This window comes from Nitrosomonas sp., assembly GCF_019752415.1.
In the GTDB taxonomy this organism is placed as follows: Bacteria; Pseudomonadota; Gammaproteobacteria; order Burkholderiales; family Nitrosomonadaceae; genus Nitrosomonas.
Genome location: NZ_JAIEME010000064.1, coordinates 1 through 16,137 on the forward strand (window position 1 = coordinate 1; position 16,137 = coordinate 16,137).

Sequence of the window (16,137 nt, forward strand, 5' to 3'; positions counted from 1 at the left end):
AAATGAGCATTTTGAGCCTGTTTTTAACACCGCAGCGGCAATGCAGATAGTTTTTCAACGGCCTGTTAGGAGCGATTCGATGAAGTTTTTCCGGAATGTGCTGCGGAGATTTCCATGCATTCAAGCGCTTTTAGCTCGGTTATCGTAAACCCTGCTTTTTGTCTGGCTGCATAATCAAATGAGCCGGACATCGGTCGTGTAAAGTATTGGCTGATCAATTCGCGAAATATCTGCTCTGAATCCAATCCGCGTTGCTGACAAAAATATTTAAACCAGTGCGATCCGATCGCCACATGTCCGACTTCATCATGCAAAATGATCTCTAACACGGCGACCGTTTTTTCGTCACCAACCTGACGCAATCGTTTGATAATGCCAGGTGTCACATCCAATCCTCTGGCTTCCAGCACACGTGGCACCAACGCCATGCGCACCATCGGATCAAATGCCGTGCGCTTAGCCATATCCCACAAACCATTATGTGCCGTGAATTCTCCATAGTCAGTGCCGAGCTCATTCAGGCGCGTGCGCAACAACTGAAAATGATAGGCCTCCTCTTCCGCCACTTTTATCCAATCGCTGTAGAACTGTTCAGGCAGATCACGGAAACGATATACAGCGTCCCAGGCCAGATTAATGGCGTTGAATTCGATATGCGCCATTGCATGGACCAGCGCGGAAAGACCTTCTTTGGTACCCAGGCCGCGTTTGGGCACTTTATCGGGTGCCACCAGAACAGGTCTGGCCGGATGTCCAGGCTCGCCAATCGGTTCCGGTTCGTCTTTACAGTCTAAAGACAATAAGCCGTCGCGCCATGCCTGTGCCGTTTGCCCGGACAAACGCAGTTTTTCTTCGATTTCACAGGTGATCAGGCAGCGCGCGGCAGTTTCAAATAGGGATTCCATAAGGCCTGATAGGGTCAGAATAATTTTATGGCCCCATTCTCCCGTTTTTCCAGCCGAAAAGCGAATGAACCTTCAACTGTGCTGAAGCGAAGGTTTGAAGAAACAGAAACTGACCTGAGATGAGTGGATTATTGTATTCTTGCGGCATCTCTATTCATCAGCTAAATACACTCATGCATAACATACCGAACAATGATTCGATACTTCATGTTTCGTTGCCGGAAGGTCAACCCATATTGCGCGTGGTGCCAAGGCCATCGGATACCAATTATGCCGGCGATATTTTTGGCGGATGGATTATGTCGCAAGTGGATACCGCGGGCAGCATTCCGGCCATCCGTCGCGCGCGCGGGCGGGTTGCAACGGTGGCCGTCAATTCCTTCGTATTCAAGCAACCCGTGTTTGTCGGCGATATCGTCAGCCTCTATGCCGACATCATTAAAGTGGGACATACCTCGATTACCGTCGATGTATCGGTATACGCTCAGCGTGGCGTCCGGGAAGGCGGGGAAGAGATTTGCATCAAAGTCACCGAGGCCGTACTGACTTACGTCGCCATTGATGACAACCGGCGGCCTAAAGTGGTGCCGCAGGAATAATTGGATTGGATGAAAGCTAACAGGTCGTTGAAAAACGTTTTCGAGGCAGCCGATGCAAGGCAAAAACAGGCGAAAAAGCACAGTTTATGCTTAATAAATGAGCATTTTGAGTCTGTTTTTAACACCGCAGATAGTTTCTCAACGGCCTGCTAAACTGGTTCGACTATTAAGTCGCGCGCAGATTTTCTACCGATTCTTTACCAATACACTGCAATCGCTTGCCAAATCGAGTGCGTCCCTATATGTTGACAACATTTAATTACAGGTTACCGAAATGCTGAATCTACCCCAACGCACGCATATTTACCAGAATCACCATTTTGACAGCACGCGCTGGGATTATTTCGAATCGCGCGCTGATGATATTGTCATCGCAACCTCCTACAAAGCCGGCACGACGTGGACACAAGCAATTGTTGCGCACCTGCTCTTTCCGGACGGGAATTTTCCGGCGCCGCCTGCGCAAATGTCGCCGTGGTTGGACATGCGGATTATTCCGCTCGAAGTGGTTCTGAGCAACTTGAAGGCGCAGCAGCATCGCCGCTTTATCAAAACGCACTTGCCGCTCGATGGCGTGACTTATAGTGAAAAGGTCAAATACCTCTATATCGCCCGCGATGCGCGTGATGTTTTCATGTCGCTGTGGAATCACTATACCGGCATGAAGGAAGAAATATTAATGCTTATGAATATGCTGCCCGGGCGCGTGGGAGATGAACTCCCGCCGCCGCCGGATGATATTCATGCCTTTTGGCGGAATTGGATAACCCGTGGTTCGTTTACATGGGAATCCGACGGCTGGCCGTACTGGTCGCATCTTTCCAATGTTCAGTCCTGGTGGAATTTCCGCCACCTACCCAACATTCAGTTGTTCCACTACAGCGACATGCTTGCGGACACCGAGCGTGAAGTTCGCCGCATTGCTACATTTCTCGAGATCGATGTGCCCGAGCAAGCTTGGGACGGCATCTTTAAGGCGATATCCTTTGCAGAGATGAAGCGCCAGGGCGAGTTGTATGCACCAGGGGGCGGTCGGCTCTGGAAGGGCGGAGCGGAGACGTTTATGCACAAAGGCACCAATAACCGTTGGCGCGACGTACTCTCAGACGATGAACTAGCGCTTTATGATGCCGCTTGCGGGCGTGCGTTGACTCCGGATTGCCGCGAATGGCTGGAGAATGGTGGGACGATTTGACGGGGTTTTTGATTGGCCAATAAGAGGTTAGATATTATAGGGACTGGTTGTATTTCTACGGAGCACTCATGAAAACTGAAAGTTTGAACAAGCTTCGTTCCAAAACACTCATGTACCCGGAGGCAGAACGTGCCGAGTTGGCGCATGCTTTGGTTAAAAGCCTGGATGCGCCCGATGATGCGGGTGCATTGGAAGCTTGGAAGAAGGAAATTCTGCGCCGTCTTGCTGAAATTGATGCGGGTGCCGTGAAACTGATTGATCGAGATGAATTTCGGCGGCGAATACAGGCACGGATTGGCGGCTGATCGTGTGCTGGGTAAAGATTCTTGAGGAGGCCGCTGAAGAAGCTATTAAGGCGGCACTTGGTATGAACAAGAATATTCCGGTCTTGGTATTGAATTTGATCATGCAGTTAATGTCGTTTCGATCTTCTAGAAGACGAAGTTGTTCCACTTACAAGCTTATCCGGTATTGCAGAAATTAGTATAGTTAGAAGATTCATACTGCAAGATTTGATCCCACTGCCATTCCCTGCCGTTGTTTTTTCTTTACGTATTCCAGAACTTGTAGTTCATGCTGGCTTCTATTGACTCAATGAATGCCATCTTTTCTTCATATGAGGAATTACTGATCTTTCCGTTGAGCAATAAATTCTTTAACCATTCTCGCCATTTTTCTCGATCATCAAATCGCTTTCTATTGAGCTTTATGCCTTTTATTAAAAAGTTTGCTGCTTGACGAAGCTCCTCAATACTTAGGGGCGGATTGTCATGGAATTCTTTAATTTCTTTAGTTACATCGGTCCAGACTGAACTGTTTCGAATTAGGTGATCGAAGTGGGCGGGCATTACTGGACCGTCGAGTGGAACATCTATCTCCAGAGAGGCTCGCTGGTATATTTTTCTGACCAACTCAGAGCAATATGATTTATTCTTTCCAAGAAACTCAGCTGGTTTGATTAGGTATTCCTGATTTAAAAAATAAACTGATGATTTGATTATTTCATCTTTCTGATTTTGAGAGAGATTTCTTCTTATTACCTTCCATGAAGGCTTTACACTTTGTATGACATCATGGAAAAACCGCTGCCTAACTCCGTCTTTTGGCACAGCATCCACGCAGACGCATTCGGCCTGCGCTATTAGTACATGGCTTGACTGCGCACAGGCTATAAACATCTTCTGAAGTTCAATTAGTGCGGAAGAGGATTTTTGAGTTCCAGAAACAAGAATAATATCGCCTGGCTGAAGCATGCTTATGGGATGGAGGAATGTAGAATCGAATTAGAAATAATGCGATATTTTACGTCAATACAGGTAGTTCCAAGTTGGAATTTATGAATATGCTATGTTCATATTTCATTTTACTTACTATGCATCAGTTTCAAAAACCGTAATCGGTGATTGATTGCGTTGCAATAACCAAGCAATTGGCAATTTCGAATCAGGATTTTCACTCAATCGATCCAGCAATCTCCGCTTATTCTCCCCCGTAACAACCAACGCAATATGTTCACTTTCCGCCAGCAGTTTCAATGAAAGACTCACGCGCAGCGATGGCGCAATCGGCGGTGCGACCGCAATGCAGTGATGGGTATCAGTTAAGTCGGGATTCATTCCCGGAAACAACGAAGCAATATGCCCATCTTCTCCCAAGCCTAATACCGTTAGGCTCAATGGAAGCGGCAGCTTATCCAGTCGTTGGTGAATTTCATCGACAGCATCAAATGGGTTGCCGTGCCGGGTTTTTAGACCCACGAAACGAGTATTTTCAGGAAGGTGACTCATCAGGTGCTGTTTTACCAGATGCTCGTTGGATTGTTTATCAGTAACATCAACCCAGCGTTCGTCGCTGAGCGTGACAGTAATTCGGTCCCAGGGTAGCTTACACTTTGCCAATGCGGGCAGGTAATGACGCGGCGTGTTGCCGCCAGGGACGACCAGTGTGGCTTGGGGTTTATGGGCTAGCGTGTTTTGTAGCGTGGTTGCAGCAAAGTCGGCAAAGGCCTGACTCAGTTGTTCGATATTCGGGAAGACATGCCGTTGCATCGGGAAGCTGATGCGCTTACGCGACTAACCCGCGCAAATCGGGAACGATTTCCACATGTTCGGGAAAAGGATTGGGGTCGCCGGGATAGACGCGGCCCAGGAAAGCGGTGCCGTTGGCTTGCGCACCTTCCAAATCCGCCATGGCATCGCCAATCATCAGTACCGATTCTGGTTTCAGCGCGTGTTTGGATAAAATTTCCGCGATGATCGTTTTCTTGAGCGCCGGTGCGCCACGCACTTCGGTGAAATAAGGCGTTAAGCCGCGGCGTTCGACGATGACTTTGAGTTCCGTTTCCGGGGTGCCGGAGGCGACAAATAATGGAATTTTACCGGATTGCTGGCAGATGAGCTCGACTGCGCCGGGCACGGCTTCGGCGGCGATGACGGCTTCGACAACCAGCTCGGAAAAGCGGATATCCAGTTGTTTTTCTTCCGCTTCCGTTAATGGGGGCTTTGAAAGAAAGTGTTCCTGGAAATGACGGAATTTTCGGTAGCGCGACATGCCGCCGTTCTGGGTATGAAATTGCACCACTGCTGCGACGATTTCTTCGCCGTAGGGACGGTAGAGTTCCGCGAATGCCTGGGTTTTGATTTTTCCGGATTCCACCACGACGCCGTCAAAATCGAAAATGATTGCCTGCCAGTCGAAATTCTTCATGATTAGGCGCGATTGTCCGAGGTGGCGGGGGTGGCGTCGTCGTTTTCATCACCATGATGCAAGTCTTGGTGAATTTCCCGCAGGCAATCCAGTATGCCTTGTCCCAGATCGACATGTTCATTCAGAACCAGCTTGCGGCCAACGCGGGGTTGAAACGCGTAAGGCGTAATTTCGTAGTGGTGCACGGTGTTGGCTTCGTCAAAATGCAATTCAACCGGCCATGGCAGGATTTCTGAGATCATCGTCATGACCTCTTTGATGCGTAATCTCTCCTGACCGGTCAGAATCATGTGACGGTTGGCAAATTCCGGCGCCAATATTTGTACGCTCATGCGCGCGGCATCTTCCACATGGATATATTCCCGCATGGCGTCGCCGCTGCCCTTGTAGGTAATGGAGTGATGGGCGACGGCTTCGTGCAGCATGCGGTAGATGCCGTTGCGTTTATCAGAGCGCCGGCCATACAACGAGCCGTAGCGCAGAATGCTGTAATCCAGACCGTAGCGCTCATGGTAGGTTTCGGTGAAACGTTCCGCTGCCTGCTTGCTGGCGCGATAAAAAGAGCCGGATTCGGAATAGACATAAATGCTGCTGGCGAACACAAAACGGCGGGCTCCGGCAATGCGCGCGGCTTCCAGAGCATGCATGTTGCCCAGTACATTGATGGTTGCAGTGGGAATGGGGTTGTCGTTGGCTTCATCAATATCGGCAATTGCGGCAAAGTTATACACGACGGATGTTCCCTTGGCAGCCTCGATCACTTGGTCGAGATTCATGATATCGCCAATGATCATTTCCTGATTACTTTTAAGATAGGGCGACGGGCTGCGGTCAAATAACCTTACTCGGTAGCCTGCGGCCGATAATGCGTCGGCAACATGGCTCCCCAAAAAACCGCTGGCGCCAAATACAACAACCGTTTCATTCACCATAGTGTTATCCGTTATTGATTAGACCTGCTTTGATTAAACCCTGCAGCAGGTTTTCAGCCGCTTCAATTTCCATCAGTTGGCGTGATTCCCGGGCAAGAGAGCCGACATGCGACGTCAGGATGACGTTGCCGCTTTCAATTAATGGACCATGATAGGGTTCCTGCTCGAACACATCCAAGGCGGCGGTGCTGACTTTGCCTGCTTGTAAGGCTGCCAAGAGTGCGTCTTCATCGACCAATCCGCCGCGCGCGGCATTGATGACAATAGCCTCAGGTTTTAGGGTTGCGAATGCCTTGGCATTCAGCAGATGATGCGTATCCGGTCCGTAAGGCAGATGCAGCGTGATAATGTCCGCAGTGGCCAGTAATTGTTCCAGGGATATCAATGCGACATCGGCAGGCACTTGACTTGCATACGGGTCGTGCGCAATAACCGTGGCTTCAAATGCTTGGCACAGGCGCGCAACACGCCGGCCGATATGTCCCATGCCGATGATGCCGACGGTTTGCGCAGCGAGCAGACGGCCTTGCGTGCGCGGCCATTCGCCGTTGCGCACCGATTGATCAATCTGGCGGATTTGTCGCAACAGGGTCAGTATCAATCCCATCGTCAGTTCGGCTACCGCTTGTGCGGGGGCTTCCGGCGTGTTGAAAACCGTAATGCCATGTTTTTTTGCCGCTGCCAAGTCGACACTGTCCAACCCGGCACCGCAGCGTGAGATGACCTTCAGATTGCTGGCAGACTGAAATACGCGCTCGGTCAGTGGTTCAATCCCGGCGATCAGGCCGGTTGCGCCTTCCTGCAGTAATTCAATAATCTCATCCTCGGTGAGTTTGCGCCGGTGCGGATTGGTGGTTACTTGCATGCCGTTTTGCAGGAGTTGCTGAATCGGCGGGTTATTGTCAATGTCGAAAGAAGAAGTGGAGATGGCAAATGTACTCATGGCGTTTTAAGTGTTGCGCGGATACTTTGTAAGTGAGTGCGGCAGATGGAATCCAGGATGCGAATATCCAGACCATAGCCGAGAAAATTAAAACCGGCCTGGATGCGTTGTTGCAGTGCTTCCGGATCCGGTTCGATGACATGAATGCCGCCGGGTTTGTTGGCGCGGCGGCCAGCTTCCAGAACTTGTGCGATGGCCGCTTGCACATCCGGGTGGTTGAGATCGCCAGGGCGTCCCATCGAGCCGGATAAATCATACGGGCCGATGATATAGGCATCGATACCTGGCACAGCCAGAATGCTATCAATGGCTTTGACCGCATCGACATGTTCGATCATCACGACGATCACCGCATTTTCATCCAGCCATTGCCGGTAAGCCTGGAAACTGTTGCCATAGCCCTGAGCGCGTGCCAGGCCGACGCCGCGTTGCCCGCGTGGCGGATAATACACACCATCGACGGCAGTTTTGGCATCAGCGGCGGATTTGATCATCGGCACCATCACGCCAGTTGCCCCGGCGTCCATGACGCGTTTGATCTGATCGGGGTGGTTTGAGGTCAGGCGCACGATGGCCGGGCATTGTTTGCCGTCCAGCACCTGGATGATGGATTGCACCTCGCTGAGTTCCAGCACGCTGTGTTCCATATCCAATACCAGCCAGTCAAATCCGGCTGCTGCCATGATTTCGGCAATCGATGGATGTCCCAGTGTGACCCATGAGCCAATGGTTAATTCGGAACGGCTCAACCTTGATTTTAATGACATGATTATTCCTAGTAGCGGGTGAGCAGTGGATCTGATTCCATCAATTTCTCGACACGTGCGAGATCCGCCGGGGTATCCACCGCTTGGGTATTATATTCGGTGTGCACCATTTTAACCTGGAAGCCATGTTCGAGCAGGCGCAGCATGTCGACCGACTCCAATTGCTCAAGCGGCGTGGGTGTTAAGTTGGTGTATTGAAACAGCGTGGCACGGCGAAACGGGATAATACATACTTGCTTATACGCGGCGGTATCGGCAAAGCCGGTTTTGGCCAATGTCGGGATCGGGCGGCGCGACATGTATAGGGCGTCGCCTTGTTGGTTCATGACTACTTTGATGGTGTTGACGTCCAAATAATCGGCTTCGTGATCAATTTTGCGCACCAGATTGACGCAACCCAATTGCGGATCATGTTTAAACGGTGCCACGGCGGTATCGATCATGTTCGGGTGTGTCATCGGTTCGTCACCTTGCACCATGACGATCAGATCCGCTTCCAGTTGCGTGACGGCTTCGGCTACGCGATCGCTGGCGCGTTCGTGCGTGTCGGCGGTCATAATCACCTGCGCACCAAACCCTTCTGCGATTTGCCGGATTTCTTCATCGCAGGTAGCAATGTAGGTAGCATCGAGCGATTTGCTCATGGCGACGCGCTTATAAATATGTTCAATCATCGGGCGGCCCAATATTTTTGCGATGGGTTTGCCGGGGAAACGTGATGAACCCATGCGGGCGGGTATTACAGCGATTGTTCTCATTGAATTGTCGTGTGGTTGATTAATGTTTACGAGTATGAAAAGCTACACTCAAAAGTTACTTGCTGATTATCAGGTTTTTCTTGTTTCTTGAGCAATACTTATTGTTAAATTTAACAGTTTTCTTGCATGCTGTGATTTTATCCCGGAGGGATATGGCCACGTTGCTGGTAATTGAATAATTGCAAGAGTAGAATGAGCGCGCTTCAAAGAGTCTTCTGTTTAAACTGGAAAAAATAATAGAGATGCTGCAAATCCTGAATATTTCTGAAATCCTGTCATGGCTATGAAAGCCCTTTTCTTTCTTCGACATTATAACGATATTGATCATGTTACTCCGGTCATTTACAAGTGGATTGGATCGGGTCACCAATGTGATGTGGTACTGATTGGTTCAACGCAATTCCGTCGTGATTTTCGCATTAAATATTTAAGCCAACTCGAAGGTGTGCGTGTCGCGCATATGAAGGAGTTGTTTCCGCTGGCTGAGTATTTAAAATGGCGCTTGCAAATGCTGATGTTGACGCGCAATGTCCGGCGCATAAAAATGATAGGTCGGCTGGCGGAGAAACTTGCCGGTCGTTTTGATGAAAAACAGCGCGAGCCGTTATGGCGGTATACCGCTGAATTCCTGTTGAACAGATGTTTTGGTGATGCGGGCAAGGGGGTTGTGGCGTTTGACTGGATTGAACGGAATTCGGTGATTTGTGTGGAATGGGTTGAAGTAGTGGTAGCGATGGCAAAAGAAAGGGGTCTCGGGACGGTATCCTTGCCGCATGGCGACAGTCCGCATGCCAGTCAATTGATTCGCCGGGGTGAAAGACACTTGAAGCCCGATATTACATTTTCGGCAGCTAAGATATTTGATCGGGTGGTGGTGCCCAATGAGTTATGCTCCGTCCGTTTCCGTCCATTTCTGGAGGGCAATCAACTTGCCGTATTAGGCTCACCGAGATATTGTGAAGAGTGGCTAAAAATACTTGCCGGATTGATGCCGCCTTCGCCACTTGTCCGTTCGGATAGCCGCCTTAAAATTGTCATGTTCCTAAGAAAATCCAACTTCACGACATTTTGGGAAGAAGTGGGTGAAGTGGTTCATATGATTGCTGAATTTCCCGGTGTGGAATTGATCATCAAACCGCATACGCGGAGCGGTTGGAAACAATCACTGACCAAAGACAGTTCGATCAAGCAATTGCCGAATGTGCGTGTTGCAAGCGATGATGCACATTCGGTGCATTTGATGAATTGGTCCGATGTCATTATCGATTTGGCTACATCGGTGATATTCGAAGCCGTCAGGGCAAAAAAGCCGGTATTGGCAGCGGATTATTTGATCGCAGCTCGCTCGGCTGTGGCTTATTACATGCCGGAAACAGAGATAAAATGCCGCGATGATGTGTATGAAAAAATCAATTATTTTTTAACCAATGGTTGTGATTCTTTCTATATTGAAGAACATCGGCAGCGCTTTTTAAAGGAAATGCTGGATTTTCCAGATGCTGATGTACTGCCCCGTTATGTCACGTTACTTGAGCAGTCTGCAAGTTGAACTGTTTTGCTTTTCCACCTAATCAGAATCAAAGCTTACCCCACTAACTTCAAAAAGTGATCATGATGCTGGCCAAAGATATATTAAACGAGTTGATTGTGGCAGCATATAAACTAAAAGGCGGGTATGCGGATGTACAGGTTAGAGATCAGCGCATTCTAATTTCAGTCGATCATTTGCGTACACTTAACCGCGCAAGAACGTATTCGATCAAGGAGCCGGATACGCTGGATTGGTTGGATAGCTTTGAGCCCAATTCCTGTTATTTTGATATTGGCGCCAATATCGGTCAATATTCCTTATATCCAGCCAAAAAATATGGCGACAAAATTCAAGTTTATGCGTTTGAGCCGCAAAGTAATAATTACTACGCGCTGAACAAAAATATTTTTTTAAATAACCTCAAGGAAAATATTTTATCGTATTGTGTTGCGGTTTCCGGGAAAAGTGAGTTTTCCAAATTGTATATCCCCAAATTTATTCCGGGCGGGAATCGATCGCAGTTTGGAAAAGAAGAAGACATTGAGAACTTGAAAATGTCAGCTACGCACATCCAAGGAATGTTTGGTGTGACGTTAGATGATTTATGCAGTAAGTGGGGATTTCCTTATCCGAATTATATTAAGATCAATGTCGATGGCATCGAAATTTCTATTCTCAATGGCGCAGAGTCTGTATTGGCGCACCCGGCGTTGCGGTCTGTCATTATCGAGTTAGGTACTGATGAGGAACGGGCAAAAGCGATCGCTTTAATGGAACAAGCCGGTCTTGAAGTAAAACAGCGATCAACCCGGAACTGGGGAGAAGCATATCTGATTTTTGAAAGGAATTAGCCTGCCGGTGCCTATTTCGTATCGCTTCATGTTTTAGATAATCGGGCGGTTGCATGAACGCCTCCTACAATTTATGAATACACCCGTTGCGCCTTCTGTTGATGTCATCATACCTGTCTATAATGCGGCAGAGTTGACGAGACGGTGTATTGATTCTGCTGTCACTGTTCTGGGCCAGTCAATTAGGACTATTTATATTCAAGACGATGCATCAGACCCAGAGACTTGTGCGATGCTCGATAACTTGCGTTACCAGCAGCTCCATGTTCATCACGCGCCTGAGAACCAAGGGTTTGGTAAATCGGTCAATGATGCGGCTGCTCGCTCGGATGCGGATTTTGTGCTAGTGCTTAATTCGGATACCGAAATTCACGAAAATTTCTTGCCATTGTTGTGCGAAGCTTTTGCAGATGATGCGGAATTGGCGGTCATCAGTCCAGTACAAGATAATTTTTCCAGGTCTAAACTGGAGTGCTATCAACGGCGGTCGGGCGGTTATATTGCTACGTATCGCTTTCAGGGATATGCCTTTTTAATCCGGCGCGCATTATTTGTCGCAATAGGTGGATTTGATGCGCAATTTGGTCGAGGCTATTTTGAAGATACAGATCTGGGACGTCGATTGATTCAGCAAGGATGGCGTATGGGTGTGCATCCAGATGCATGCATCCACCATACTGGCGGCGCATCATTTGGACGTGGCCGGCCGTATCGGTTGTTGGCGCAACGTAACCGTGCATTATATCTTTCGCGTTATCCTGAAGCACGCCGCAATATTCTACTGGTTTCAGGCCCCTGCACATTGGCTGATTTATCTGTGCAGCTGGCAGACTCGATTGATCAGGTGTTGCGGCAAGGTGGCGGCATTCATTGGCTGACACCCCTGCCATTACCTCAGTTATCTTGCTTGCAGATGCGGAACGGTACGGCGAGCATTAAAATGGCAATCAAACTGATGCTGCGTGGACGGTCTCGCGTGGATAAGCGCATATCTGCAGTGTGGATTTTGCCGGGCGCACCCGTATTGTTGCAGATTCTATTGGTACTTTTTGCTCGTGTGCGTAAACTGGAAATACGGAAATGGGAAGCGGGGCAGTCTGAATTGGCTCAACGATTGTCAGACCCGCTGCAGGATTTGTCAGAAAAGCCTGCTCTAAAACAGGTGATTACCAAACAAAGTTCAGATTAGTTGCAATGTCAGAACTATTCCGATTATTCAGACTTTTAAACGGCTTATTGAAAACAGTCCTCTATTGGTTTTATGCCAGCTAATATTTCGCGTCAAGAATTGTTGATCAGGTTTGTGTTGGTTCTTGTCTGCCTGGGATTCTGGCGGAGCGAGGTGAATTTTGTTTCTTTCCCGTTGCTAGGAATAGCTTGGTGGTTAGACGGTGGTTTGTATCGATTGAATCAGACTATCAAAGAACCCTTTGTGCAAGCGATTCTTCTGTTATGTACACTTTTGCTCTTAGGGTTGTTATGGAGTGAACTGCCAGAGAATGGGCGAATGAAATGGTTAAAGTACTTTAGCTTATTGATTTTCATTCCATTCTACTCTTTATTGAATAGAGAGCGCTTACCCTGGGCAATAGGTGGATTGGTAACAGGTTATTTAGGTGTTCTGCTTGTAGGGATCTATCAGTGGCTTGCGATGGGGGCTCAGGGTATTCCGCTCGTAGGCATGTCGTATTTGAGTTTTTCAGCCATGCTTGGGGTTGGTGCAATTGTAGCAGTTGGTTTTGCTGACATGAGTCAGTCCCGGAAACTAGGGATGTTGCTATGGATTGTGGCGCTAACGTTACTATTTATTCAGTTTCATCAGAATGGCAGAATTCTTCTATTAGCAACGCTAGTCGCTGTATTGCTTATGGCTTTTTTGCGCTACAAGATAGAAATCAGAAGATTCATAGGTATTTTGATTTCTGTGTTGATAGTCGCCGCGATTTTTGCTTATAGCAGCCCTGTTTTTCAGGATAGATTAATTCAAGCTAAAAGTGACATCGAATTGTTACAGCAGGGAAATTACAGCTCCAGTCTAGGATATCGTCTTGCCATGTGGGATGTTGGGCTGCACGCTATCGCTGAGCGCCCCTTGTCGGGTTATGGAACAGGTGCGCCTGAGCGCTATTTCGACAATACGATTTTGACGTACAAAGATGGTATTTATAAGGATTTGCCGGGATTTCAGAAAACTTCTCATTATCATAATGATTGGATTGAAATTGGTATGCACATCGGTGTTCCCGGCATGCTGGCTTTACTGTTTCTGTACTGGGGTTGGTACCAGACATTTAAGAGAAACCGCTTAGCGATATTGGGTGCAGGACTGGTTAGTTATATTATTCTGGCAGGGTTTACCGATGCTTTTATTATTTTTAGCCGGACGCCGGTTCTTTTGCTGTTGATCACGGGGATCACCATGAGCTGGCACAGACAAGAACCAGGGAGGATCTAAGCATATTATGCAGCCAGACCGAATTGGCACTGAAACAAGCTCTGCTTGTTATATGTGCAGTAAAGAGGGAGAGATATTGTATCGTAATCTGGTAGACCGGGTTTTTGGCGCGCCAGGAGAATGGACATTTAAAAAATGCACAGATGCCGATTGCGGTCTTGTCTGGTTAGATCCGAGGCCGAAGATTAATGAGATTGGCAAAGCTTACCAAAATTATTATACACACGGACACACAAACCATGCGCAGCAAACACGGTTGGCAAAAACAGTTCGCAGTTTTCTGCATGCCCTGAGCATTAGCTTGCTGGGGTTACGCAGCAAGCGCCGCCGTTATAAATGTATGTATCTGAATAAAATCACACCAGGCCGGTTGCTGGAAGTAGGTTGTGGCAACGGGAAACGATTGGCGCGTATGCGGGATTTGGGTTGGGATGTCACAGGGCAGGAGATTGATCCAATGGCTTCGGAGTATGTGCGTGAAGAGAAAGGTATTCCCGTGCATTTAGGGCCGCTTGAAACCATGGATACTCCCGGAGAATTTGATGTTGTGATTCTGAGTCATGTCATTGAGCATGTGCATGATCCGGTTGCTTTGTTGAGGATGTGTCACCGACTGCTCAAAAAGAATGGTTTATTGGTATTACTGACACCGAATGTTTTGAGCTATGGTCATCGCAGATTTGGGGCCGATTGGCGTGGGCTTGAATCGCCTCGGCATATACATCTATTTACCTGTAAAACATTGGTCCGGCTTGCTCAAAAATCGGGTTTTAGCAATCCAAATTCTTGGACGACACCGATCGGTGCTTATGGAATTGGTCAAAGTAGCTTACCATCAGCAAAAACTACAAAATCTGGATGTCAGTGCATAACAACTCGTGATGTGTTGAGAGGATTCTGGTTTCAGTTTGCTGCTCACCTGGTTTTTCAATTCGATAAAAATTCCGGTGAAGAATGTGTGTTGATGGCGACAAAGTGAATAATCCTATTCTGATCTGCTACTCCTAGGGAGAAAATGTGGTCGATTCTCAATCTCCGGCTACTCATGATCTAAATGCGTTGATCGCTGTTAATCCGGAAATTGAGAGCTACATGCGCAGTTTATTAACGCAAGCTGACCATCTATTCTCGCAGAAATGAAAGATTTTGCATGGACTGATGGTTTGTTTGATATTTGTTATAACGATGTGGATAAGGGCCATTATCCGGAGATCTGGCTTATGGACAAGCATCGGATACGCCCAGGCGGGCTTTATATTGCTGACAATGTTTTGTGCGGCATGGCCGTGTAGCCTTAAAGCATTGCCAGGATGTTGTGCGTTGCTCAACAGAAGCAATTGTAGAACATAATCGGCTGGTATCTAGTGATCCGGGTTTTGATACATTTATTAATCCAATACGTGATGGCGTTATTGTTGCGAGAAAGAAATGATACTGGCTATACTCAAAAAATGGTAACGAGCTGTTTGGATCTTCCGGCAGTATATTCTCATGGCAGTTTAATGGATAAATTGGTATAGTTAATAATCTCATTTGTACTAGAGCGAACCATTACAGTGTGCTTGTGTAATCCAATTTTTTAAGGAAAAAATAATATGCAAATTCATGTTTATGATACTTATGTTAAAGCTAAAGATGGACATACGATGCATTTCGATGTGTTTACAGCCGTGAAGGATGATCAAAAAGCTGTTGAATATGCAAAGCAATGGCTTTCTACAATCGGTGAAGGGGACGCAATGGTCACCAGTAAAGAATGTAGTTTCTGTCATAGCCAGAGCGCACCTGCAAATGTGACTGATGAGATCAACAAGAATGGTTTTTACATTTACAAGATGGAAGGTTGTTAATCATTGATTGCCGATTGTAAGAAATTTGGAATTTAGAGATTAAAGATGCTGCATCTTGGCTCTGATCAATCACTGAAATCGTATCGACCATCCTACTCAAGGTTTCCGAAATGAAGTATAAATTTAGAAAATTAATAATAGCTGGTGCTGTTTTTTCGTTGTGTAACTCGGCTCAAGCCGCAGAACCAAAATTGATAGGCGAACACGGTGACTGGACGGCTTATATGTTTATGGAAAACAATAACAAAGTTTGCTATATGGTGAGTAAGCCCAAGAAATCCGAAGGCAATTACTCAAAGCGCGGTGATGTGTTTGCTTTAATTACGCATCGTCCTGCCGAGAAAAGTAAGAATGTTTTTAGTTATATTGCCGGTTATGCATACAAACCCGGCACTGAAGCGACAGTCACAGTAAATAACCAAAGTTTTCGTCTTTTTACTCAGGATGACTCAGCTTGGGCTTCTGATGAAGCAACCGATAATAAAATAACGGATGGTATAAAGCGCGGGAATTCATTGGTAATCAAGGGTGCATCAGCGCGTGGTACGGAAACAACGGATACTTTCGGATTGAGTGGATCATCAGCAGCGCATAAGGCAATTTCATCTGAATGTGGCATGAAATAAGTTAATTTTCTGGGTTTGT

At 47.4% G+C, this 16,137-nt stretch carries 20 protein-coding genes; 12 read left to right on the forward strand and 8 right to left on the reverse strand.

All coding sequences use genetic code 11. The features are described from left to right. Positions 1-65: 65 nt before the first annotated feature. Complete coding sequence (locus K2P83_RS10610) at positions 66-905, reverse strand: ferritin-like domain-containing protein (protein ID WP_292928967.1); 840 nt, start codon at positions 903-905, stop codon at positions 66-68. A 173-nt stretch (positions 906-1,078) separates the two neighbouring features. Here K2P83_RS10610 and K2P83_RS10615 point away from each other — a divergent pair, with 173 nt between their 5' ends. The 3 genes from K2P83_RS10615 (at position 1,079) to K2P83_RS10625 (ending at position 3,004) form a co-directional block, all read left to right on the forward strand. Then, entirely contained in the window at positions 1,079-1,504 is a 426-nt protein-coding gene (locus K2P83_RS10615) for an acyl-CoA thioesterase (RefSeq protein WP_292928969.1), read from the forward strand. 274 nt (positions 1,505-1,778) lie between these two features. Continuing rightward, a complete protein-coding gene (locus K2P83_RS10620; RefSeq protein ID WP_292928971.1) occupies positions 1,779-2,699 on the forward strand; it encodes a sulfotransferase domain-containing protein in 921 nt (306 codons plus the stop codon). Positions 2,700-2,767: 68 nt separating this feature from the next. Beyond that, positions 2,768-3,004, forward strand: coding sequence for an addiction module protein (locus K2P83_RS10625; RefSeq protein WP_292928973.1), 237 nt, complete (start codon positions 2,768-2,770; stop codon positions 3,002-3,004). A 243-nt stretch (positions 3,005-3,247) separates the two neighbouring features. On the opposite strand, the gene K2P83_RS10630 is transcribed toward K2P83_RS10625, so the two are convergent. The 7 genes from K2P83_RS10630 to K2P83_RS10660 all read right to left on the reverse strand — a co-directional run bounded on the left by K2P83_RS10630 (position 3,248) and on the right by K2P83_RS10660 (position 8,805). Further along, entirely contained in the window at positions 3,248-3,952 is a 705-nt protein-coding gene (locus K2P83_RS10630; RefSeq protein WP_292928975.1) for a YiiX/YebB-like N1pC/P60 family cysteine hydrolase, read from the reverse strand. 117 nt (positions 3,953-4,069) lie between these two features. Continuing rightward, positions 4,070-4,747, reverse strand: coding sequence for a 6-phosphogluconolactonase (gene pgl, locus K2P83_RS10635; RefSeq protein ID WP_292928977.1), 678 nt, complete (start codon positions 4,745-4,747; stop codon positions 4,070-4,072). Between the two features lie 16 nt (positions 4,748-4,763). Further along, on the reverse strand, positions 4,764-5,405 hold the full coding sequence (locus K2P83_RS10640; protein ID WP_292928979.1) for an HAD-IA family hydrolase: 642 nt from the start codon (positions 5,403-5,405) through the stop codon (positions 4,764-4,766). A 2-nt stretch (positions 5,406-5,407) separates the two neighbouring features. Beyond that, positions 5,408-6,337 (reverse strand): NAD(P)-dependent oxidoreductase, encoded by a 930-nt coding sequence (locus tag K2P83_RS10645; RefSeq protein ID WP_292928981.1) that lies wholly within the window; start codon positions 6,335-6,337, stop codon positions 5,408-5,410. Positions 6,338-6,341: 4 nt separating this feature from the next. After that, the gene (locus K2P83_RS10650; RefSeq protein WP_292928983.1) at positions 6,342-7,280 is read right to left on the reverse strand and encodes a phosphoglycerate dehydrogenase; all 939 of its coding nucleotides are present in this window, start codon (positions 7,278-7,280) and stop codon (positions 6,342-6,344) included. Further along, positions 7,277-8,047, reverse strand: a complete 771-nt coding sequence (locus K2P83_RS10655) for an aldolase/citrate lyase family protein (RefSeq protein ID WP_292928985.1) — start codon at positions 8,045-8,047, stop codon at positions 7,277-7,279. The genes K2P83_RS10650 and K2P83_RS10655 overlap by 4 nt, the downstream gene beginning before the upstream one ends. A gap of 8 nt (positions 8,048-8,055) precedes the next feature. After that, complete coding sequence (locus K2P83_RS10660) at positions 8,056-8,805, reverse strand: 3-deoxy-manno-octulosonate cytidylyltransferase (RefSeq protein WP_292928987.1); 750 nt, start codon at positions 8,803-8,805, stop codon at positions 8,056-8,058. 283 nt (positions 8,806-9,088) lie between these two features. Between K2P83_RS10660 and K2P83_RS10665 the strand changes: the two genes are divergently transcribed. The 9 genes from K2P83_RS10665 (at position 9,089) to K2P83_RS10705 (ending at position 16,118) form a co-directional block, all read left to right on the forward strand. Further along, positions 9,089-10,354, forward strand: a complete 1,266-nt coding sequence (locus K2P83_RS10665) for a hypothetical protein (RefSeq protein WP_292929047.1) — start codon at positions 9,089-9,091, stop codon at positions 10,352-10,354. A 62-nt stretch (positions 10,355-10,416) separates the two neighbouring features. Next, positions 10,417-11,187, forward strand: coding sequence for an FkbM family methyltransferase (locus tag K2P83_RS10670; protein WP_292928989.1), 771 nt, complete (start codon positions 10,417-10,419; stop codon positions 11,185-11,187). 73 nt (positions 11,188-11,260) lie between these two features. Next, on the forward strand, positions 11,261-12,376 hold the full coding sequence (locus tag K2P83_RS10675; protein ID WP_292928991.1) for a glycosyltransferase family 2 protein: 1,116 nt from the start codon (positions 11,261-11,263) through the stop codon (positions 12,374-12,376). A 72-nt stretch (positions 12,377-12,448) separates the two neighbouring features. Next, positions 12,449-13,642 (forward strand): O-antigen ligase family protein, encoded by a 1,194-nt coding sequence (locus K2P83_RS10680; protein ID WP_292928993.1) that lies wholly within the window; start codon positions 12,449-12,451, stop codon positions 13,640-13,642. A 7-nt stretch (positions 13,643-13,649) separates the two neighbouring features. Continuing rightward, positions 13,650-14,621 (forward strand): class I SAM-dependent methyltransferase, encoded by a 972-nt coding sequence (locus K2P83_RS10685; RefSeq protein ID WP_292928995.1) that lies wholly within the window; start codon positions 13,650-13,652, stop codon positions 14,619-14,621. Between the two features lie 38 nt (positions 14,622-14,659). After that, positions 14,660-14,782, forward strand: a complete 123-nt coding sequence (locus K2P83_RS10690; RefSeq protein WP_292928997.1) for a hypothetical protein — start codon at positions 14,660-14,662, stop codon at positions 14,780-14,782. Next, positions 14,779-14,934, forward strand: a complete 156-nt coding sequence (locus K2P83_RS10695; RefSeq protein WP_292928999.1) for a hypothetical protein — start codon at positions 14,779-14,781, stop codon at positions 14,932-14,934. The genes K2P83_RS10690 and K2P83_RS10695 overlap by 4 nt, the downstream gene beginning before the upstream one ends. Before the next feature lie 303 nt (positions 14,935-15,237). Further along, complete coding sequence (locus K2P83_RS10700; protein WP_292929001.1) at positions 15,238-15,492, forward strand: DUF2024 family protein; 255 nt, start codon at positions 15,238-15,240, stop codon at positions 15,490-15,492. 110 nt (positions 15,493-15,602) lie between these two features. Continuing rightward, positions 15,603-16,118, forward strand: coding sequence for an invasion associated locus B family protein (locus K2P83_RS10705; RefSeq protein WP_292929003.1), 516 nt, complete (start codon positions 15,603-15,605; stop codon positions 16,116-16,118). Positions 16,119-16,137 lie beyond the last annotated feature (19 nt).